This window comes from Streptomyces sp. NPDC016459, assembly GCF_040632845.1.
GTDB lineage: Bacteria > Actinomycetota > Actinomycetes > Streptomycetales > Streptomycetaceae > Streptomyces.
Genome location: NZ_JBEYCR010000005.1, coordinates 162917 through 183246 on the forward strand (window position 1 = coordinate 162917; position 20330 = coordinate 183246).

At 71.0% G+C, this 20330-nt stretch carries 18 protein-coding genes and 2 pseudogenes; 8 read left to right on the forward strand and 12 right to left on the reverse strand.

Going from position 1 to position 20330, the window contains the following annotated elements:
* The first annotated feature begins 227 nt into the window (after positions 1-227).
* Positions 228-2276: an APC family permease gene (locus ABZ567_RS15430; protein ID WP_360789173.1), complete on the forward strand. Its 2049-nt coding sequence runs from the start codon at positions 228-230 to the stop codon at positions 2274-2276.
* Between the two features lie 96 nt (positions 2277-2372).
* Complete coding sequence (locus ABZ567_RS15435) at positions 2373-3701, forward strand: TRAM domain-containing protein (RefSeq protein ID WP_360789175.1); 1329 nt, start codon at positions 2373-2375, stop codon at positions 3699-3701.
* A 187-nt stretch (positions 3702-3888) separates the two neighbouring features.
* On the opposite strand, the gene ABZ567_RS15440 is transcribed toward ABZ567_RS15435, so the two are convergent.
* The 10 genes and pseudogenes from ABZ567_RS15440 to ABZ567_RS15485 form a co-directional block, all read right to left on the reverse strand.
* Positions 3889-4611: an alpha/beta hydrolase gene (locus ABZ567_RS15440; RefSeq protein WP_360789178.1), complete on the reverse strand. Its 723-nt coding sequence runs from the start codon at positions 4609-4611 to the stop codon at positions 3889-3891.
* 3 nt (positions 4612-4614) lie between these two features.
* Positions 4615-5403 (reverse strand): DUF1295 domain-containing protein, encoded by a 789-nt coding sequence (locus ABZ567_RS15445; RefSeq protein ID WP_360789842.1) that lies wholly within the window; start codon positions 5401-5403, stop codon positions 4615-4617.
* A 35-nt stretch (positions 5404-5438) separates the two neighbouring features.
* A complete protein-coding gene (locus ABZ567_RS15450) occupies positions 5439-6725 on the reverse strand; it encodes a cyclopropane-fatty-acyl-phospholipid synthase family protein (RefSeq protein ID WP_360789181.1) in 1287 nt (428 codons plus the stop codon).
* On the reverse strand, positions 6722-8002 hold the full coding sequence (locus tag ABZ567_RS15455; RefSeq protein WP_360789183.1) for a cyclopropane-fatty-acyl-phospholipid synthase family protein: 1281 nt from the start codon (positions 8000-8002) through the stop codon (positions 6722-6724). The genes ABZ567_RS15450 and ABZ567_RS15455 overlap by 4 nt, the downstream gene beginning before the upstream one ends.
* 53 nt (positions 8003-8055) lie before the next feature.
* Complete coding sequence (locus ABZ567_RS15460) at positions 8056-8802, reverse strand: DUF1365 domain-containing protein (protein WP_360789186.1); 747 nt, start codon at positions 8800-8802, stop codon at positions 8056-8058.
* A complete protein-coding gene (locus ABZ567_RS15465) occupies positions 8799-10058 on the reverse strand; it encodes an FAD-dependent oxidoreductase (RefSeq protein WP_360789189.1) in 1260 nt (419 codons plus the stop codon). Before ABZ567_RS15465 ends, ABZ567_RS15460 begins: the two co-directional genes overlap by 4 nt.
* 223 nt (positions 10059-10281) lie before the next feature.
* Positions 10282-10641, reverse strand: coding sequence for an STAS domain-containing protein (locus tag ABZ567_RS15470; protein ID WP_360789192.1), 360 nt, complete (start codon positions 10639-10641; stop codon positions 10282-10284).
* A gap of 7 nt (positions 10642-10648) precedes the next feature.
* Entirely contained in the window at positions 10649-12082 is a 1434-nt protein-coding gene (locus tag ABZ567_RS15475) for a SpoIIE family protein phosphatase (protein ID WP_360789195.1), read from the reverse strand.
* A gap of 484 nt (positions 12083-12566) precedes the next feature.
* The gene (locus tag ABZ567_RS15480) at positions 12567-13301 is read right to left on the reverse strand and encodes an anti-sigma factor (protein ID WP_360789198.1); all 735 of its coding nucleotides are present in this window, start codon (positions 13299-13301) and stop codon (positions 12567-12569) included.
* Positions 13298-13594, reverse strand: a pseudogene (locus ABZ567_RS15485) (sigma factor-like helix-turn-helix DNA-binding protein); the annotation flags it as partial. The pseudogene ABZ567_RS15485 and the gene ABZ567_RS15480, both read right to left, overlap by 4 nt.
* 314 nt (positions 13595-13908) lie before the next feature.
* Here ABZ567_RS15485 and ABZ567_RS15490 point away from each other — a divergent pair.
* From ABZ567_RS15490 to ABZ567_RS15510, 5 genes and pseudogenes are all read left to right on the forward strand, one after another.
* Positions 13909-14148 carry a chaplin gene (locus tag ABZ567_RS15490; RefSeq protein WP_360789845.1) on the forward strand — a complete coding sequence of 80 codons (240 nt, stop codon included), beginning with the start codon at positions 13909-13911 and terminating at the stop codon, positions 14146-14148.
* A 400-nt stretch (positions 14149-14548) separates the two neighbouring features.
* A complete protein-coding gene (locus tag ABZ567_RS15495) occupies positions 14549-15067 on the forward strand; it encodes an MMPL family transporter (protein ID WP_360789200.1) in 519 nt (172 codons plus the stop codon).
* A 29-nt stretch (positions 15068-15096) separates the two neighbouring features.
* A pseudogene (locus ABZ567_RS15500) lies at positions 15097-15647 on the forward strand (MMPL family transporter).
* 30 nt (positions 15648-15677) lie between these two features.
* Complete coding sequence (locus ABZ567_RS15505) at positions 15678-17264, forward strand: molybdopterin-dependent oxidoreductase (protein ID WP_360789203.1); 1587 nt, start codon at positions 15678-15680, stop codon at positions 17262-17264.
* 83 nt (positions 17265-17347) lie between these two features.
* A complete protein-coding gene (locus ABZ567_RS15510; protein WP_360789206.1) occupies positions 17348-17998 on the forward strand; it encodes a fasciclin domain-containing protein in 651 nt (216 codons plus the stop codon).
* A gap of 171 nt (positions 17999-18169) precedes the next feature.
* Here the strand turns inward: ABZ567_RS15510 and ABZ567_RS15515 are convergent, their stop codons facing one another.
* Both ABZ567_RS15515 and ABZ567_RS15520 read right to left on the reverse strand, forming a co-directional pair.
* Positions 18170-18424: a DUF4394 domain-containing protein gene (locus ABZ567_RS15515; protein ID WP_360789208.1), complete on the reverse strand. Its 255-nt coding sequence runs from the start codon at positions 18422-18424 to the stop codon at positions 18170-18172.
* Positions 18414-19271: a LysR family transcriptional regulator gene (locus tag ABZ567_RS15520; RefSeq protein WP_360789210.1), complete on the reverse strand. Its 858-nt coding sequence runs from the start codon at positions 19269-19271 to the stop codon at positions 18414-18416. The genes ABZ567_RS15515 and ABZ567_RS15520 overlap by 11 nt, the downstream gene beginning before the upstream one ends.
* Before the next feature lie 148 nt (positions 19272-19419).
* On the opposite strand from ABZ567_RS15520, the gene ABZ567_RS15525 reads away from it, so the two are divergent.
* On the forward strand, positions 19420-20274 hold the full coding sequence (locus ABZ567_RS15525; RefSeq protein WP_360789213.1) for an alpha/beta hydrolase: 855 nt from the start codon (positions 19420-19422) through the stop codon (positions 20272-20274).
* The last annotated feature ends 56 nt before the right edge of the window (positions 20275-20330 follow it).

The window sequence follows — 20330 nt, forward strand, 5'->3', positions numbered from 1 at the left end:
ACCCCGCACTCCTGATCGCCCTGCTGACCTGCGAAAACACCCTGCTCACAACTTTCCTCGCCCCGATGCGCCCGGGCCGCGGCGGGCGACGCCCTGCCGGGTCACCCGGTCCGAGCTTAAGCGGCAACTCTGGCCGGGACCGCATCCGAGGTGGTAGACGGAAAGATTCCGTATGGATAGGGGGTCGGGGTGAGTCTGGCTCTTTTCGAACGCTTACGATCCTCTGCGTGTCCAAACTGACCGACGTGCCCAAACGGATCCTGATCGGGCGGGCCCTGCGCAGCGACAAGCTCGGAGAGACCCTCCTCTCGAAGCGGATCGCCCTCCCCGTCTTCGCCTCCGACCCGCTGTCCTCGGTGGCGTACGCACCCGGCGAGGTGCTGCTCGTCCTCTCCGTCGCCGGCCTGTCGGCCTACCACTTCAGCCCGTGGATCGCCCTCGCGGTCGTCGTCCTGATGTTCACGGTGGTCGCGTCCTACCGGCAGAACGTCCACGCGTACCCGAGCGGAGGCGGCGACTACGAGGTCGCCAACACCAACCTCGGGCCGAAGGCCGGACTGACCGTCGCGAGCGCCCTGCTCGTGGACTACGTCCTGACGGTGGCCGTGTCGATCTCCTCGGGCATCGAGAACCTCGGCTCCGCGATCCCCTTCGTCGTCGAGCACAAGGTCGCCTGCGCGGTCGGCGTCATCGTGCTCCTCACCGTGATGAACCTGCGCGGGGTGAAGGAGTCGGGCTCCCTCTTCGCGATCCCCACGTACGTCTTCGTCTTCGGCGTCTTCACCATGATCGCCTGGGGCGCGTACAAGGGGATCGTCCTCGACGAGACCATGAAGGCCCCCACCGCCGACTTCGAGATCAAGCCCGAGCATCAGGGGCTGGCCGGAGTCGCGCTGGTCTTCCTGCTGCTGCGCGCCTTCTCCTCCGGCTGCGCCGCCCTCACCGGCGTCGAGGCCATCTCCAACGGCGTTCCCGCCTTCCGCAAGCCGAAGTCGAAGAACGCCGCCACCACGCTCGCCCTCATGGGCGCCCTCGCCGTCACCATGTTCTGCGGCATCATCTTCCTGGCCATGGCCACCGACGTCCGGATGGCCGAGAAGCCCGCCCACGACCTGCTCCTCAACGGCACGCCGGTCGGTGAGGGATACGTCCAGGACCCGGTCATCTCCCAGGTCGCTGCCGCCGTCTTCGGCGACGGAACGTTCTTCTTCGTCGTCCTCGCCGCCGCCACCGCGCTCGTCCTCTTCCTGGCCGCCAACACCGCGTACAACGGCTTCCCGCTCCTCGGCTCGATCCTCGCCCAGGACCGCTACCTGCCGCGCCAGCTGCACACCCGCGGCGACCGCCTCACCTTCTCCAACGGCATCGTGCTCCTCGCGGGCGCCGCCGCCCTGCTCGTCTGGGTCTACGGAGCCGACTCGACGAAGCTGATCCAGCTGTACATCGTCGGCGTCTTCGTCTCCTTCACCCTCAGCCAGACCGGCATGGTCCGGCACTGGAACCGGCACCTGAAGTCGGAACGCGACCCGGCCAAGCGCCGCCGGATGATCCGCTCCCGCGCCATCAACGCCTTCGGCGCCTTCTTCACCGGCCTCGTCCTCGTCGTCGTCCTCGCCACCAAGTTCACCCACGGCGCCTGGGTCGCCCTGCTCGGCATGGTGATCTTCTACGGGACGATGACCGCGATCCGCAAGCACTACGACTCGGTCGCCGCGGAGATCGCCGCCGCGGAGGAACGGCCCGACGAGTACGTACGCCCCTCCCGGGTCCGTTCCGTCGTCCTGGTCTCCCGGCTCCACAAGCCGACCCTGCGCGCCCTCGCGTACGCCAAGCTGCTCCACGCCCACGAGCTGGAGGCGCTCACCGTCAGCGTCGACCCGGCCGAGACGAGGGCGCTCCAGGAGGAGTGGACCCGCCGCGGCATCAACGTCCCGCTGAAGATCCTCGACTCGCCCTACCGCGAGATCACCCGGCCTGTCGTCGAGTACGTGAAGAACATCCGCCGCGAGAGCCCGCGCGACGCCGTCTCCGTCTACATCCCCGAGTACGTCGTCGGCCACTGGTACGAGCACCTGCTGCACAACCAGAGCGCCCTCCGGCTCAAGGGCCGGCTGCTCTTCACCCCCGGGGTCATGGTGACCTCCGTCCCCTACCAGCTCCGTTCCTCCGAAGTCGCGAAGAAGCGCGCGCGAAAGGGCCAGGAGTGGACCGCACCGGGCTCCGTGCGCCGGGGACCGGTGGAGAAGCGTCACAAGGAACCCGCGGCCAAGGGCTGAGGCCGCCGAAGGCGAATCCGACCCCCATCGGCACGTAGACTGGTGGGCTGCCGCGGTGCGGCAGCCCACCTCTCTCATTCTCTGGAGTCTCCCCGCATGCAGAACGCACCTGAGTCGTCGCTCATCGGGGAGGAGTACGAGGTCGAGGTCGGCCCGGTGGCCCACGGCGGCCACTGCATCGCCCGCACCGAGGAGGGCCGCGTCCTCTTCGTCCGCCACGCCCTGCCCGGCGAGAAGGTCGTCGCCCGCGTCACCGAGGGCGAGGAGACCTCCCGCTTCCTGCGCGCCGACGCGGTCACGATCCTCGACCCCTCCAAGGACCGCGTCGAGGCCCCCTGCCCCTTCGCGGGCCCCGGCAAGTGCGGCGGCTGCGACTGGCAGCACGCCAAGCCCGGTGCCCAGCGCCGCCTCAAGGGCGAGGTCATCGCCGAGCAGCTCCAGCGGCTCGCCGGCCTGACCCCGGAGGAGGCCGGCTGGGACGGCACGGTCATGCCGGCCGAGGGTGACAAACTCCCGCCGGGCGAGGTCCCGCAGTGGCGGACCCGGGTCCAGTACGCGGTCGACGCCGAGGGCCACGCGGGCCTGCGCAAGCACCGCTCGCACGAGATCCAGATCATCGACCACTGCATGATCGCCGCCCAGGGCGTCTCCGAACTCGGCGTCGAGAAGCACGACTGGGAGGGCATGGCCTCCGTCGAGGCCATCGCCGCCTCCGGCTCCGGCGACCGCCAGGTCATCCTCACCCCCCGCCCGGGGGGCCGCCTCCCCCTGGTGGAACTGGACAAGCCGGTCTCGGTGATGCGGGTCGACGAGAAGGACGGCGGCGTCCACCGCGTCCACGGCCGCCCGTTCGTCCGCGAGCGTGCCGACGAGCGCACCTACCGCGTGGGCAGCGGCGGCTTCTGGCAGGTCCACCCGAAGGCCGCCCAGACCCTGATGCTCGCCGTCATGCAGGGCCTGACCCCGCGCAAGGGCGAAACGGCCCTCGACCTCTACTGCGGCGTCGGCCTCTTCGCGGGCGCCCTCGCCGACCGGGTCGGCGACCAGGGCGCGGTCCTCGGCATCGAGTCCGGCAAGCGCGCGGTGGAGGACGCCCGCCACAACCTGGCCGACTTCCCGCGCGTCCGCATCGAACAGGGCAAGGTCGAATCGGTCCTCCCGCGCACGGGCATCACCGACGTCGACCTGATCGTCCTGGACCCCCCGCGCGCCGGCGCCGGCAAGCAGACGGTCCATCACCTCGCCGGCCTCGGCGCCCGCCGCATCGCCTACGTGGCCTGCGACCCGGCAGCCCTGGCCCGAGACCTCGCGTACTTCGCGGAACGCGGCTACAAGGTACGGACGCTGAGGGCGTTCGACCTGTTCCCGATGACGCACCATGTCGAGTGCGTCGCGATCCTTGAGCCTGCCGAAAAGGGCCGCTGACCTGGCGTTCCTCCGAGTGTGCGTTATGGGCGTTACGTGCGTTAGGTGCGATATCTTGACGCATATTCGACGCACGTGACGCACGGACGGCGCGGTTTGTGATGGTTCGTCATGCGGAGTGCCGGCAGCCGCGCGGAGCCCCCGGCTGTTCTTGTCGAGACGTCGGCGTTCGGAGGCTTTGAAGGTCCTACTGTGCGGGCTTGAGCACGGCCGGGCTGCCGTCCCAGGAGGGCCGTTCAGCAAGCACCGAGGGGAGCGGGGCGAGGCCCAGAAGGGCTGCGGTGGTTTCCGCGGTGACGCGGTGCCAGTGACGGGCATGGCGGATCATGGTGTGTCCTCCGTGGGGCATGCGCAGACCCATCACTCGGGCCCCCGCGGATTGAGCGCGGGTGAGGTAGGACCAGGTGTCCTTGGCAGAGGTGACGCGGTCTGCTTCGTCGTGAAGCGCGCAGATCGTGCGGCCGCTCAGGTGGGCGGTCGGTTCTGTCGGCGGGCACCAGGGGGCAAGGGTCACGACTCCTGTGACGTGGGGGTCCTCGGCGGCACGCAGTGCTGCTCGCGCGCCCATGGAGTGGCCGACGAGAACGACGGGGACCGGGCCGGTCAGGTCGCGGAGTTCCGCGAGTGCGCGGTGGGTGTCCGCGACGGGGTGGGCGTGGTGTCCGTTCCAGCCGCGGTACCGGTATCGGACGTGAGCGACGACGACGTCGTCGTGGGCGGTGGCGTGTGCGATCGCGGTCGCGAAGGGCCGCATCCGTAGTGCGGGCAGGTTGAGACCGGGGGGTGTTTCCAGGGCGTCCGCCCGGCCGCCGTGGAGGACGAGGACGGCGGCCCGTGCTCCCGGTAGCGGGCGGTGGGCGAAGAGCGGAGCCAGCGCCGGAGTCGTGCTCGTGTCGCGGAAGGGGTGCACGTCTCACCTCCCCGGCTTCGCGTGTGTGCGCCCTCGGCGGGGCGGCAGAGGCAGGAAACCGCTGGTGCGTGCGGCGTATTCGTCGTATCCGGGACGGTGGGCCATGTGTCTTTCGAGGAGGCGCTTGCCGCTGCCGACGGTGAGCAGCAGCGTCATGACGACCGGGGAGACCACGCTGACGAGGGCGGCCTGCCAACTGGTGCAGGCGAGGAGGAACAGGCCCCACCAGACGAGGCTGTCGCCGAAGTAGTTCGGGTGACGGGTCCACGCCCAGAGCCCACGGTCCATGACGCGGCCCCGGTTGGCCGGGTCGGCCTTGAAGCGGGCCAGTTGATGGTCGCCCACGGCCTCGAAGCCGATCCCCACCGCCCATACGGTCAGCCCCGCGGCGTCGAGCCATCCCAGGGGCGCGGTGCTGTAGGAGGCGGTCTGGACGGGCAGGGAGATCAGCCAGACCAGCGCGGCCTGGAGGAGGTAGACGGTGCGCAGCGCGTACCAGGTGCGATGTCCGCGGGCTTTCCCGAGGAGTTCGGTGTACCGCGGGTCTTCGCCGTGCCCCCGGGAGCGGCGGGCGATGTGTGCCGACAGCCGCAGTCCCCAGACGATGGTCGCCACGGCGACCAGCAGGCGCCGGGCGTCGTCGCCTTCCCCAGCGGAGAGCAGGTAGGTGACGGCGGCGACCGTACTGAAGGCGATGCCCCAGGCGATGTCGACGATCCGGTGCAGGCCCCGGCGTACGGCGATCGCGAACGTGGCGAGCAGCACCCCCGCCGCCACGGCCGCGGTGATCACGAGGTCGGCGGCCGGCGGCCCCCAGCCGGTGCCGTTCACGACGGCTCCGCCGTCGCGTACCAGGCGGCGGGGGTCGCGGGCATGGCGGACCCACCCTCGCGGGCGGGGCGGACGGAGAGGATCTGGTCGACGCCCATGCGGCGCTCGGCGAAGGCCAAGGACGCACCGGCCAGGTAGAGGCGCCAGACACGGCCGGTGGTTTCTCCGAAGATGTCTTCGACCTTCGGCCAGTGGTCTTCGAGGCGGGCGCGCCAGGCGTCGATCGTGACCGCGTAATGCTCGCGCATTGACTCGACGGAGCGGACTTCCAGGCCGGCCGCCTCCAGCAGGTCCGTGGTCTGTCCGACGGGCCGCATGTGCATGTCGGGAGCGATGTACGTCTCGATGAACGCGCCGCCGCCTGGCGCGTCGGCACCCCGTGACATCTGCTGGATGAGCAGGCGTCCTTCGGGCCGCAGAGCGTCGTGCAGAAGGGCGGCGAAGGCGGGGTACTCGCCGTCGCCGACGTGTTCGCCCATCTCGATGGCGGTGGCCGCGTCGTATCCGCCGCCGTCGATGTGGCGCCAGTGCCGCAGCTGGACCTCCACCAGGTCGGCCACGCCCTCACGCGCGGCCCTCGCGGCGACGAAGTCGCGCTGCTCCCGCGACAGGGTGACCGCCGTGACCCGCACCTCGTACTCCCGGGCGGCGTGCACGGCCAGGGATCCCCAGCCGCAGCCGACATCGAGGAGCCGGTCGCCGGGCCGGAGTCCGAGTTTGCGGCAGATCAGCTCCAGCTTGTCCCTCTGAGCGTCGGCCAGGCCGTACGTGGAGTCGGCGGGGCGCGTCCAGTAGGCACAGGAGTACGCCATCGACTCGTCGAGCAACAGCGTGTAGAAGTCGTTGGACATGTCGTAGTGATGGCTGATCGCGGCCCGGTCCCGGGAAGCACTGTGGAGGCGGCCGGTCAGCCTGGCCCGCCCGTCGGGTCGGCGGGGAGGCGGGCCGGCCGCGCCCAGCCCCGCGGCGAGGCCGACGGCGGCCGCCAGGGCGGCGGGACCCGGCCGGGTCAGGCCCTGGTCGCGGAAGGCCTGACCCGCCCGGGAGAGGGCGACGGCCAGATCGCCGTCGATGTCGAGGTCGCCGGTGACGTACGCCTCCGCCAGACCCAGCTCGTTCGGCTGCCACAACAGGCGACGCAGAGCCCCGGGCGAGCGGAGCACGACCAGGGGCGCGTCGGCGGGGCCGGCCTCGCTGCCGTCCCAGGCCCGCAGCCGTACGGGCAGAGGACCGGTGAGGAAGAGGGCGAGGAGATGGGTGAGACGTTCGGCGGCGGGCCTCATCGGAGGGTCCCTTCGGTGAGGAGGATCTGACGGACGTCGAGGTAGCGGGAGCGGAAGCCGGCTTCCGAGTAGGCGAGGTAGAGCTCCCACATGCGGTGGAAGACGGCGTCGAAGCCGAGACCGGTGACGGTTTCCCGGTGGGCGGTGAACCGTTCCCGCCACAGCCGCAGGGTTTCCGCGTAGTGCTCGCCGTAGCCGTTGTCGGCGACCGTGCGCAGCCCGGCGGCGCCGGAGTGTTCGGCGATGGCCTCGCGGGAGGGGATCAGCCCGCCGGGGAAGATGTACTTGCTGATCCAGGTGTGGGTGGCGGCGGTGTGGAGCATCTGCTGGTGGCCCATGGTGATGGCCTGCAGGGCGATCCTGCCCCCGGGGGCGAGGGCGTCCCGCAGCGCGGTGAAATAGGAGGGCCAGTACTCGGCGCCGACCGCCTCGATCATCTCCACGCTGACCACGGCGTCGTAGCGGCCTTCTATGTCCCGGTAGTCGCGCACCTGGACCTCGACACGGTCCTCGAGACCTGCGGACCGGATCCGCTCCCGGGCGAGTTCCGCCTGCTCCACCGACAGGGTCAGGGTGGTGACGCGGGCGCCGCGCTGGGCGGCCCGCAGGGCCAGCTCGCCCCAGCCGGTGCCGATCTCCAGCAGCCGTGTGCCGTCATGGACCTGGGCGAGGTCCAGGAGACGGTCGATCTTGCGGTGCTGTGCGGTGGCGAGGGACTCGAAGCGTGCCGGGAAGGCGGTGAAGACCGCCGAGGAGTAGGTGAGGGTGGGATCCAGGAACGCGGCGAACAGATCGTTGGACAGGTCGTAGTGACGTCGGATGTTGCGCAGGGAACCGTGCGGCGTGTTGCGATCGCTGCCGGGGCGGACGGACGCCCACATGGGGCGGAGCCTGCGCAGCGGGGCAGGCACCAGGTCGTCGGCGTGCGCGGCGAGGACGGTCAGTACTCCCGGCAGGTCGTCGCTGTCCCATTCACCGGCCATGTAGGACTCGCCGAAGCCGATGAGACCGTCGCGGCCGATCCGGCGGTAGAAGGCGTCAGGGTCGTGGAGGCTCATCCTCGGCCCCGTACCGGCGACACCGGTCCTCCTGCCTCCGCGGGGATCGACCAGGGACAGCTTGCGCAGGGCGCGGCCCACGAGATGTCTGGCGACGGCGGTGTGACCCGGCCGGGCGGACGGCAGCCCTGACACGTCCGGCCAGCGCGCCGTGTCCACCTCGTGACGACTGAACAACAGTCCGGGGGAAGAGGAGGCGTGGGTCTGCCGGGGAACCACGGGGTGACGGTCTGCCGTGGGCGGCACGCGGTGGGGTGCGGGGGCGGGGCGGGTCACGGAACCATGCCTTTCTGCGGGGTGTGGTGAGGACGGGGCTGTACGGGCAGGCCGCGCAGGAGCAGGTGGATGGCGTGTCGGCGGATGCCGGCCCAGACGGCGGCGGTCGACCACGGCCTGCGCGCGGCGGCGGCTAGGAGGGCACCGGCGGTCGCGGGGCGGCGGTGGCCTCGGACGGTCGCCGTGAAGGGCCGGCCCTCCTCGGTCTCGAGGTGCACCGTCAGGCCGAGTCGCTCGTCGGGCACGGGCAGCCTCATCCGGTACCGGCCGGAGACCGGGAAGAACGGTGAGACGTAGAACTCCTTGTCCACCCGCGCGTGTCCGGCGCTGTCGGTGCGCAGCAGGTAGCAGTGCCGCTGCCCGTAGGTGTTGTGGACTTCCGCCACCACGCAGACCAGGGCCCCTGAGGCGTCGTGGCACCAATACACGCTGAGCGGATTGAAGACGAACCCGAACACCCGCGCGTGCGCGAGCATCAACACCTGTCCACCGCCCAGTTCCACGCCTCGGGCCCGGAGGAATTCCTCCAGGCCGCCCCGGATGGAGACGGCGCGCCCCGTGAAGTGATCACGCGGATCGAACCGCGCGAGGGGGCGCAGGATGAAGGGCAGGCTCGGCATGCGGTCGAGGTCGACGCACCACAGGTAGGTGCGGTGCCTGAAGGTGTGACGCAGGGGCGCCGTGCGGGCATGGGCGACCACGCACTCGTACAGTGCGCCGACGGATTCCCTGGCGGCGGTCACCAGTTCACCCCCAGCGACCGGGCGGCTGCCACGCCGGAGCGACAGCCGTCCTCGTGGAAGCCCCAGCCGTGCCAGGCCCCCGCATACGCGGTCACGCCCGTGTTCAGCAGGGGAAGCTCCTTCTGGGCCGCGACCGACGCGGGGGTGTACACCGGGTGCTCGTAGACCATGCGTTCCACGACCTGGTCCGGCGCGATGCGGTCCTCGCCGCCTAGGGAGACGATGTATCCGGGTTCCGCGGGCAGACGCTGGAGACGTCGCATGTCGTAACTGACCCGGGCAGGCTCCACCGTGGGATCGCAGCCGGTCAGGTGGTAGTTCCAGCTGGCCCGTGCTCTGTGCGAGCGGGGCAGGACGCCGGTGTCGGTGTGCAGCAGTGTGGGGTTGCGTGAGTAGGTGAAGGCGCCCAGGAGCCGCCTCTCGTCCGTCGTGGGGTCGGCGAGCATGCGCAGCGCCTGGTCGGGGTGCGTGGCGATCACCACCGCGTCGTAGGCGTCGGTATCCCCGTCGCGGGTCGTCACCAGGGCCCCCCGGCCGGTGCGTTCGACAGCGGCGACGGGGCTGGACGTACGGACACGCTGCACCTGTTTGGCAGCGGCGGAGACGTAGGCACCCGAGCCGCCGGTCACGGTCTTCCACTGCGGCGAGCCCGTCACCGAGAGCAGGCCGTGGTGCCGAAGGAAGGTGAACAGGTAGACGGCCGGATACGACAGGGCCGTCCGCGCCGGACAGGACCACACCGCGGACACCAGGGGAAGGGCGAAATGGCTGACGAAGTACGAGGAGAACCTGCCCTCGCGCAGGAACTCACCCAACGTGACAGTCGAGGACGGCCGCTGGGCCAGAAGACGTCGCGCTCCTCGGTGGAAGGCCGGAACCTCGGCCAGCAGCCGTAGATAGCGCGCCCGCAGAGCGGCCCGGCCGGGCAACAACCCCGCGAGGCCACGGGCGCCCGCGTATTCGAGGCCGCAGCCGTCACATCGCACCGACATGCTCATCTCGGCGTCCTGCGTGGTGATCCCGAGCTCCCGGAACAGACGCAGCAGCGTGGGGTAGGTGCGCTCGTTGTGCACGATGAACCCCGAGTCCACCGCGACCGTCCCCCCGCCGGCGCCCGGGAGTTCCCGGGTGTGGGCGTGGCCGCCCAGCCGTCCGTCGGCCTCGTACAGGGTGACCTCGTACGAGGAGGCCAGGACATAGGCGGCGCTCAGGCCCGCCACCCCGGCCCCGACCACCGCTGCCTTCCGGTGTTCCACCACAGCGCTCCCGCCACTCGACACGCCGCTGGTCGCGGCGGTTTCACCCGTACTTCGCAGCCGAGTGCCGGGCGGATTGGTGGTGAGGGCGGCCGTGGTCGGTGTCGTGGGGACTTGGTCGCCACAGGCCGGCTAACCGGAAGGCCGGGGGTGGGGGCAGGCGGAAGGCCGTCCCGACGGGGGTGACGTGGGCGTAGGAGGAGCGGGCCCGCGTCTTCGTCTGTCAGGCGCCCTGTTGGTGGGGAGCGAGCGCCTCGGCAGCGGTTGCGTGGACGGGCAGGACGGCGCGGAGTCCGGTCACGGTCAGGATGTTCAACAAGCGGTCGGGGACGGCTGCCAGGGCGAGGGATCCCCCTGCCTCCTGAGCGGCGTGCCAGAGGCCGATCATGGCGCTGAGGCCGGCGGAGTCGCAGAAGGTGACGCCGGTGAGGTCGAGGATGAGCCGGCGGTGGCCCTGCCCGATCAGTTCCAGTCCGCCGGCGCGCAGGCGCGGCGCGGTGTGGAAGTCGATGTCGCCGCTGACCGCGACCACACTGAGGGGGCCGTGGGTGTCCTGGAGAGCCAGGTGCAGTTCGTCCGTCACGGGGTGGTCAGTGCTCCTGGCCGTCGGCGGGGGCGGTGGTGTGGGCGGTGGCGGCGGCTGTGCCGGGCTCGTCAGCGCTTCGCGCGGTGGGGACGGACAGGGCCAGCAGGGCGACGTCGTCGCCGACGCCCTGGGGCAGGGAGTCGATCAGGGCGACGGCGTCTTGCACCAGGGCGCCGGCGGTCAGGGGCCCGGCGCGGTCGGCGAGGAAGGCGCCCAGCCCTTCGTCGCCGATCCTGGTGCCGTCGCCGGTGTGGGCCTCGGTCAGCCCGTCCGTGTACAGGAACAGGCTCTCGCCGGGCTCCAGGCGCAGTGTGGTGGCGGCGAAGTGCGCGCCGGTGAGGGCGCCGATGAGCATGCCGCCCTGGGGGCGGACCTCTTCCACCTGCACCGGCCGGTCGCCGTCGGCGCCGGGACGCAGGTGGTAGGAGGGGGGATGGCCGCCGCTGGCCAGCGTCAGGCTGAAACCGGTCTCCTCGGGAGTGAGGACGCCGAAGACAGCGGTGCAGAAGCGGCTTCCGGCCGCGACATCCGACAGCAGCGCGGTGTTCAGGGCGTCCAGTACCGTCACCGGGTCGGGGTCGATCTGGGCTGCGGCCCGCAGCGTGTAGCGGGTCAGGGAGGTGACGGCGGCGGCTTCGGCGCCCTTGCCGCACACATCTCCCAGGAACAGGGCCCACCGGCCGCCTTCCAGGGGGAAGACGTCGTAGAAGTCGCCGCCCACGTTGTGGACCGAGGCGGTGTGGTAGTGGCAGGCCAGCTCCAGGCCCGGGACGACCGGCAGGGCCGGTGGCAGCAGGGTGCGCTGGAGAGTCGAGGCGAACTCGGCGATCGCCGCCTTGCCCTTCTCCGCCTGTTCGCGCGCAGCCGCCTCCGTTTCGGCCCGCAGGCGCTGGGCCTTGGCATACCGGCTCTCGGCCTCCCGCTGCTGCTGCTCGTGGCGTATCGCGTGCAAGGCGGACAACCGCAGTTCCAGCTCGTCCATGACGATGGCCGCGAGGTCGGTCAGGGTGGCGGTGTCGCCGGGGGTGATGGAGCGGGGCTTGGTGTCCAGGATGTTGACCGTGCCCAGCCGGTGTCCCTCGGCGGTGATGATCGGGGCGGCCGCGTAGAAGCGCACCCCCAGCGGGCCGGTGACCAGGGGGTTGGCGCAGGCGACGGGGTCGGTGAGGGTGTCGGGGATCACCAGGGCGTCATCGCTCAGGACCGCCGAGGCGCACAGGCCCGGGTCGCGGCCGATCTCGACGACGCCGTCCAGTCCGTGGGCGGCCTTGAACCAGATCCGGTCGACGTCCACGATCGTCACCGTGGCCACCGGCACATCGAAGAGCCGGGCCGCCATCGTCGCGATACGGTCGAACGCGCCGTCGGGCGGGGTGTCCAGAATGCTGTAGCGGCGTATCGCGTCGATCCGCCGCGCCTCGACGGCAGGCAGCGGCACCGCGCGTTCATCCGGCCGGCCGGCGGCTGAAGCCGACTGGGGCATTGCTGTCCGCCTTCCTCGCTGCGGCCCCAGACGGGCGGCAGGCCCTGACAGCCTAACCGGAGTCATGTCCGCGACTACCAGCGTCGCGGTATCGAGAACTGCTGCGGAGGAGCCCCTACGGTGCACATCGCGACCTGTGGTGGGGCCATCCGGCCGCCGGGGGCGCGGCCGGACCGCACCAAGGGCCTCGCGGAGAGCCCGGTCGCCGCCCGCCCTGTGGTGCCTGGACGTCTGCCTCCGCCAGAGGACGCAGTGAGAGAAGCCACACGAGTCCGCCACGAGGGCGGACGCTGTGCTGCGTCTGGACGTGGCCGCCCTGTACCCGCCGGACACAGGCGAGGCAGGATCACCGTCAAGGGCGGGGCGACCGGATCGAGAGCGAGAAGCGTCGGTGTGCCTCGCCGCGGTGGCAGGGGGTGTGGTCACGCGCGCAGGTTCATCAGGAGCAGGGGGGCCGTGGTGGGCTGTGCGGATCCCCGGAGGGTTCGAGGGTGAGGCCGACCGCGGTGGCGTCGGAGGGATCGCCGGCGACGAGGACGGTGCCGTCCGAGTGGATGAATCCGGCCGGGCGCATCGTTCCCTCGTTGTCCAGCCACAGTTGGTACGCCCGGCCCGACGCCGGGGCGGGCAAGCCGGTGGCGGTGAAGACGGCCTTGTTCTGACGGTCGGAGGTGACGACACTGGTGAGGGCGCCGTTGGCGGCCTTCCCGTGCACGGAGCGGGCATCCGGAGCGGCCAGAACGCTGCTGAAGGAATCGAGTTGCCGCTGAACCTGCCGGGCCCGCTGCTGGGAGTCCTCCCTTTCCTCGTACTGCCAGGCGGAGAGGCCCGCGAACGATGCGGCGGCGGCCAGGCTCGCGGCCAGCCCGAAGTGCAGGGTTCTCCGTCGCAGTCCCCCTGCGAGGCTCGTCGCCGATGCGGTGAGGGGCACGTGTGGCGGGGCTTGGCGTACGCCGTCGATGGCGTTCATCGTCCGCTGCTTCATGGTGGCCGGTGGGGCCTGGGCCGCGGCCGCGGCCATCCGCGCGGCGGTCGCCTCGAACTCGGCCACTTCCTTGCGGCACTCCTCGCAGCGCTGGAGATGGCCGCTGAACTCCGTCCGTTCGGCCGGGTCCAGGGCGTTGAGGGCGTAGGCGGCCGCGAGGGTGTGGATGTCGAACTGGTGTTGTCTCACGTGGTCACCCCCATGCAGTCGCGGAGCCGGATCAGCCCGTCCCGCATGCGTGTCTTGACGGTGGGAAGAGGCGTGCGCAGGGCTTCGGCGACCTCGCGGTATGTCAGCCCCCCGTAGTAGGCCAGGGTCACGGCCTGATGCTGCAGTTCGGTCAGGCCGCGCAGGCAACGGCGGACCTGTTCGCTCTCCAGGCGGGTCTCCACCTGTTCGGCGACCTGGTCGTATGCGGGGGAGTGGTCGCGAGCGGCCTGGGACTGTTCGCGGTCGGCCGCGGCCTGCGCGGAGCGGACGCGGCTGTGTGTCCATCGCATGTGCGTCCTTGGTCGTCGTCGTAAAGGCCGGCTGCCACACCGGCAGACGGGCCGCGGAACCCGAAGGGTGGTCTCTGAACACTCTTCGTAGCGGACGCGCGTGCGGATGGGCGGGGACTTCTGTCACCGGAGCGGCTGTCGGTTCCCTCGTGCGAGTGAACGGGGTGCTCCTGACCCAGCCGACGGTCAGGGGGGACCGAAGAAGGCGGCGAGGGGCCGGAGTGTTCACCGGTTCCCTCACCCGTCGTGCGGGACATCCGCACGACGGGCACGTCCTTGACTTCGGAGGCAGCGCAATGGTTCGTCTGTGCAAGAGTCTGGCGGTAGCGGCGGCGGCTGGTGCAGTGGTGGTCGGGGGAGCGGCGCTGGCCGCGGCCGACACGGGGGCGCAGGGTGTCGCCGCGTACTCGCCCGGCGTCGGATCCGGCAACCTGATCCAGGTACCGGTCCACGTCCCGGTCAACGCCTGCGGGAACACAATCAGCGTCATCGGTCTGCTGAATCCGACGTTCGGCAACGCCTGCGTCAACGCCTGATCTCTGCAGTCCTCTCAGGCTCCGGTCCAGCGCCTTGAGCGAGGCGGCGCGGATCGGTGACCGGCCCGGGCCGCGGGCAGGGGCGCATCCGGCGCTTCGTGCATTCGGAGCCGCTGCCCCGGGCGGGTCGGCTGCGGGCGGGCTGTGAACAGCCCGCCGGCAGCTCCTCTCCCCGCTCCCTTCACCGGTCGCCGGTGATCACGACGGTGGACCGCTGCCGCGGGGCAGCGGCTTGAGGACATCCGCACCGGGAGCTCGGACGATCTCAAGCCCCGTCTCGGGCGGTCGGCTCTTCAGGACAGCGGTGCTGCCCAGGGCGGGACGGGGAGGAGCCCCTGGACGACATCGGCCCGGCGCCCGTGGCCCGGCCCGGACCCCAGGACGGAAGAGGGAACGAGTCATGCGTGGGCTCAACCGGCCTGGCGCGCTGGTCATGCTCCTGCTGTGCTTGGCCCTCGCGGGTATCGCCGGCCCCTGCACGGTGCGCCTCGGTGAGGTGACAGAGACCGGCCAGGCGGCACAGCTCCCGGCGGACGCGGAGTCCGCCGCGGTGGCCGCTCTGCTCAACCCGAGCGGCGCGGACGAGGCCCTGCCGTTGGCTGTGGTGTGGACCAGCTCGAAGGCGGGCGGCCGGCTCACTTCGACACAGCACTCCGCGGCGCGCCGGATCGTCGCGGGCATCACCGGATCGCGTCCGGACGCGGAGCCGGCGATGTCGCGGGACGGGATGGCCCTGACCGCAGTCGTCACCGCCGGACCGGACGACCTGCCCGGCCGGCTCTCGGACATCAGGAAGGCGGCGGACGCGGTTCCGGGTACCGACGTGCACCTGGCGGGCCCGGCAACCGCACAGGCCGATCTGGACACCGCCTTCGCCCACACCGACGGCACGCCGTGTCCCTCGCCGGCGTACTGCTGATCCTGCTGCTCGTCTACCGCAGCGTGGTCATGCCGGCGCTGGTGCTCGCCGCTGCGCTGCTCGCCCTGGCCATGGCCTCCCCCACGCTGTACGCACTCGTCCGGGCCGGCTGGCTGACGTTCGACGGCCAGGTCCAGGGCATCGTCTTCGTCCTGGTCATCGGCGCCACAACATCTTCCTCGTCCACCGAGTCCGGAACGAAGCACTCGAAGCGGGCACGGTGTCCGGGGTTCGGCAGGGGCTCGTCAGCACGGGTGGTGTGATCAGCGCGGCCGGCATCATCCTGGCCGCCACCTTCGCCGCCCTGACCGTGATGCCTCTTCTCTACCTCGCCCAGATCGGCTGCGTCGTCGCCGTCGGTGTTCTGATCGACGCGCTCCTGGTGCGTCTCTTCCTCGTCCCGGCCCTCATCCTCGACCTCGGTCACAGGGCTTGGCGACCCGCCGTCCTGCCGAAGGACCCGTGCCCCCAACTGGTGTGCCTGGGCTCGGTGGTGATGCCGCTGCCGAGACCGCCGCTCCGGCGGCCCCGGTCGGCCAGACCTGAACTCTCCGCGGCCGCCGACGAACTTTTCGGGTGACAGACCAATCCGTCGGACGGGTGCTGCCGAATGGCATGTGTGAGCACCTTCCGTAACACCCTCTCCCGGTCCTCTCTCGGGGCGCTGGCCGGCCTGTTGGCCGGGTTCACCGCGCTCGCGGTGGCCGAGCTGACCGCTGCCCTGGTCAGGCCCGAGGCGGGGCCGGTGACGGTGGTGGGCGGCGCGGTCATCGACCGGACGCCCGCGCCGGTGAAGGACTTCGCGATCCGGACGTTCGGGGAGAACGACAAGGTCGTCCTGCAACTCGGCATCTTGCTCCTCCTCGGCCTGTTCGCGGTCGCCCTGGGCGTTCTGGCGCTTCGGTACAGGCGGGTGGGGGCGGCCGGAGTCCTGCTCTTCGGGGTCGTCGGGTCGGCCGCCGCCCTGAGCAGGCCGGACACCGCGGGCGTGGGAGACGCACTGCCGTCCATGGCCGGTGCGGTGGCGGGAGCCGCCGTGCTGTACGTCCTCGTCGGCAAGGCCTCCTCCTCCCGCTCCCTGACAGGTGATGAGGGCGCCGGGGGCGGGTGGAGCCGGCGGGGGTTCCTCACCACCGCGGCCGTGACCGCTGCCGCTGCCACCGGAGCGGGGGTACTGGGACGGGTGCTGTCGCAGCAGCGCGGACAGGGAGCGGTCACCTCCCGCAACAACCTCCGCCTGCCCGCACCGGCGTCACCGGCACCCCCCGTTCCGGCCGGAGCCCAGCTCAAGGTGCCAGGGATCAGCGCGTTCACCACCCCGAACCGGGACTTCTACCGGGTTGACACCGCTCTCGTCGTGCCCAAGATCGATGCCGGTACGTGGCGGCTGCGGATCCATGGCAAGGGCGTCGCACGGCCTCGCACGTACACGCTCGACGACCTCCTCGCCCGCCCGTTGATCGAACGGGACATCACGCTGACGTGCGTCTCGAACGAGGTCGGCGGGCCCTACGTCGGCCACGCCCGCTGGCTCGGCGTACGCCTGTCCGACCTGCTCACCGAGTGCGGTGTGCGGCCTCCCTCACGGGGCGGCAAGGCCGATCAGCTGGTGGCGCGTTCGGTGGACGGCATGACGCTCGGCTCGCCGGTCGAGGACGTGATGGACGGGCGGGACGCGATGCTCGCCCTGGGCATGAACGGCGAACCCCTGCCGTTCGACCACGGCTTCCCCGTCCGGATGCTCGTCCCCGGTCTCTACGGATACGTCTCCGCCTGCAAGTGGATCGAGGACATCGAGCTCACCACGTTCGACACCTACGACCCCTACTGGGTGAAGCGGAAATGGGCCCGCAAGGCCCCGATCAAGACCCAGGCACGCATCGACACGCCGAAGCCCTTCGCCCGTCCCGCCGCCGGCACCGTCACGGTCGCCGGCGTCGCCTGGGCCCAGCGCCGGGGCATCTCCCGGGTCGAGGTACGCGTCGACGACGGGCCCTGGCAGGACGCCGACCTCGCCGCCCAGGCCACCGTCGACACCTGGCGCCAGTGGTCCTACCGCTGGCAGGCCACCCCCGGCGGACACACCCTCACCGTCCGCGCCACGGACGCCACCGGTCAGATCCAGACCGAACAGCGGGCGCGGACCATCCCCGACGGGGCGAGCGGCTGGCACAGCGTCTTCGTCACCGTCACCTAGACCACCGGACCTTCCTCAGGTCCGGAAAGAACCACCCCGCAATTCCGATACAGAGCAACCAATACTTCATAGGAGCAACAAAGATGAACACTCTCCGCATCCGCCGTGGCGCGATCGCCGTGGCCGCCGCCGCCGTCCTCCCCTTCTCGCTCGCCGCGTGCTCGGACTCCGACGGCGGCAGCGACGCGGCCGCACCCACCACGGCCTCCGCCGCCCCGACGACGCAGAGCGAGGCGCCCACCGAGGACGCGACGGCCATGGACCAGCCCTTCGGCCCGGCGTGTGCCGGTGTGCCCGAGGACGGGGCCGGTTCGTTCGACGGCATGGCCAAGGACCCGGTCGCGACCGCCGCGTCGAACAACCCGGCGCTGTCGACCCTGGTCACCGCGGTGAAGAAGGCCGGTCTGGTCGACACCCTCAACAACGCGGAGAACATCACGGTCTTCGCGCCGACCAACGACGCCTTCGCCAAGATCCCGAAGGCCGACCTGGACAAGGTCCTCGCCGACAAGGCCACGCTGACGAAGATCCTCACGTACCACGTGGTCGGCCAGAAGCTCACGCCGAAGCAGCTGGAGAACGGCTCCTTCGAAACGCTCCAGAAGGGCATGATCACCACCGCCGGCTCCGGCGAGGCCTACACCGTCAACGACACCTCCAAGGTCGTCTGCGGCAACGTCAAGACCGCCAACGCCAACGTCTACATCGTCGACACCGTCCTCATGCCCAAGTAGCCGCCGAGCTCGACCCTCGCTCCTCTTGGGGCCGCGTCAGCAGCCGGTGGGCCGGCATCCCTCACTTCGAGGGATGCCGGCCCACCGGCGTTGTCTCCTCGCCCGCCCGCTTCGAGTCGTCACGCCGAGGCCCGCGGCGGGCGCCGACCGGGGACGTCCGCCAGGCCGCCCTTACTTCTGGTTGACGGGCATCGCCAGGTCGGTGACCTGGCGATGCTTCGGGAAGGCACCCTTGTCGACGGCGCTGCCGGTCAGGACGTCGATGCCGTACAGGCGGTAGCCGTCGCCCGTGCTGATGGTGGCGAAGCCGTGGTTCATGCCGGTGCCCGGCTCGGTGTAGATGTCGAAGCCTGCGTTCAGGCGGGCGTTCACGCCGAGGTCGGCGATGGGACGCCGGTGTGGTTCCCGCACCACTTCAGAGGACACGTGCGTGGTCCAGGAACGCCCGGGCGGCAGGAGTGCAGTCGTCGAGGGAGGGCACGGCCAGGGCGAGGGCCCTGGAGATCGGTACGTCCAAGGGGCGGGTGACGGCGTCGCCGAGATCTGTGGGTAGGCCCAGGGTCGGCACGATGCTGACGCCCAGACTCGCTTCCACCATCGCGATGATGGTCGACAGTTCGCCGGCCTCGTAGGCGACGTCGAGGGTGGCGTCGGCTCGGCGCACGGCGTCGAGGATGGTCGGACGGCACCCGCCGGTCGTCAGGATGAACGGCTCGCGCGCCAGTGCTCGTACGGCGACCCTCTCCGCCGAGGCGAGTGCGTGCCCGCGCGGCAGCAGCGCGACCATCGTGTCCGCCCCCAGTGGCACCGTGTGCATCCCGGACTCCGGGAGGATCACCACGCCTATCTCCGCGGCTCCGTTCTCGAGCCATCCGCGTATCTCCAGGCTGTAACCCTCCAGAAGGCGCACGCTGACCTGAGGGTAACGGTCGCTGAACGTGCGCAGCCGGGCGGCGATCAGCGTCCCGGTGGCGCTCGGCAGACTCGCGAGCCTCAGGGGTCCCGCCACTTGCCCGGCGGCAGCCGCTACATCCGGGCGGATCAGGTCGAAGTGCCGCACCGTCTCCCGGGCCCGGGCGACGGCCTGCTGCCCGGCCGCAGTGAGGGCGACACCGTCCCGGCGCCGCACGAGCAACGCCGCGCCCAGATCAGCCTCCAGTGCGGCGATCGACCGGCTGACGTGTGGTTGAGACATGCCGGTCTGCTCTGCTGCGGCGGTGAACCCGCCGTGCTCGGCAACAGCCAGCAAAACCCGCAACTGCGACAGCTGCACTCTTCACGCCTCCCCCGTGCACTCGGCTGCCCACCTGCAACTATGCCGACTGGCCTATGGTGCCATGCCGGGAATGGTATTTGACGGTCCTGTTTTCAGCCAGGAAGGTCGTGTCCTCCAACGTTGAGGACACGACTCCGGAGGCGACATGTCGTCGATATCCGTCACCCGCAAGGCCGTCGATGTGGACGGTCGGCCCGCCAGCTACCTCACTGCGGCCGGAGTGGACGACCGCGCGGACCGGACGACCGTCCTGCTGCTGCACGGGACCTACTGGAGCCGGGTGTGGCTGCCGGTGCTGACGGAGCTGGCAGCAGCAGGGCTGCGGCCCATCGCCGTCGACCTGCCCGGCCTCGGCCAGTCGGCCGGCGAACTGGACCTCGAATCCGCCGCCGTGCCCGCGCTCGCCGGCTGGGTGAGGCGCTTCGCCGCCGCCGTGGGCGCCGACGAGCCGCTGCGGGTGGCGGGCCACGACATCGGCGGAGCCGTCGCCCAGCACCTCGCGGTCGGCGGGGACACCGAGGTCGCCCGGCTGGCGCTGGTCAACTCGGTGACCTACGACTCGTGGCCGGTGCCGGGTGTGGAGCGGTTCCGGAACCCCGAGGTGGTGGCCGCCACGAGCGTGGAGGAACTGCTTGCCGCCCGGCGCACCGCGGTCACCGCCGCGTTGGGACGGCCGGCCGCCGAGCAGGAGATCTCCGAATACCTCGACCCCTGGCGCAGTCTGCGCGTCGGTCGTTCCTGGATGGCGCTGGCCGGCGCGGCCGACAGCCGTTACACCCTCGACCTGGTTCCGGCGCTGCGCCGCTCGGGCATGCCGAAGCTGCTGGTGTGGGGCGAGGACGACAGCTTCCAGGGCATCGCGTACGCCGCGCGCTTCGCCGAGGAGATGCCGCACACCGAGCTGGTACGCGTTCCTGACGCGGGCCACATCCCGATGGAGAACGACGCCAAGGCGGTTGCGGCGGCGCTCTCCGCCTTCTTCGCTCCCGACGGGGCGTGACCACGGCACGAGGTTCCTCTTGAATGTCGCAGGAAGAATGCGAATCGGACATTCCT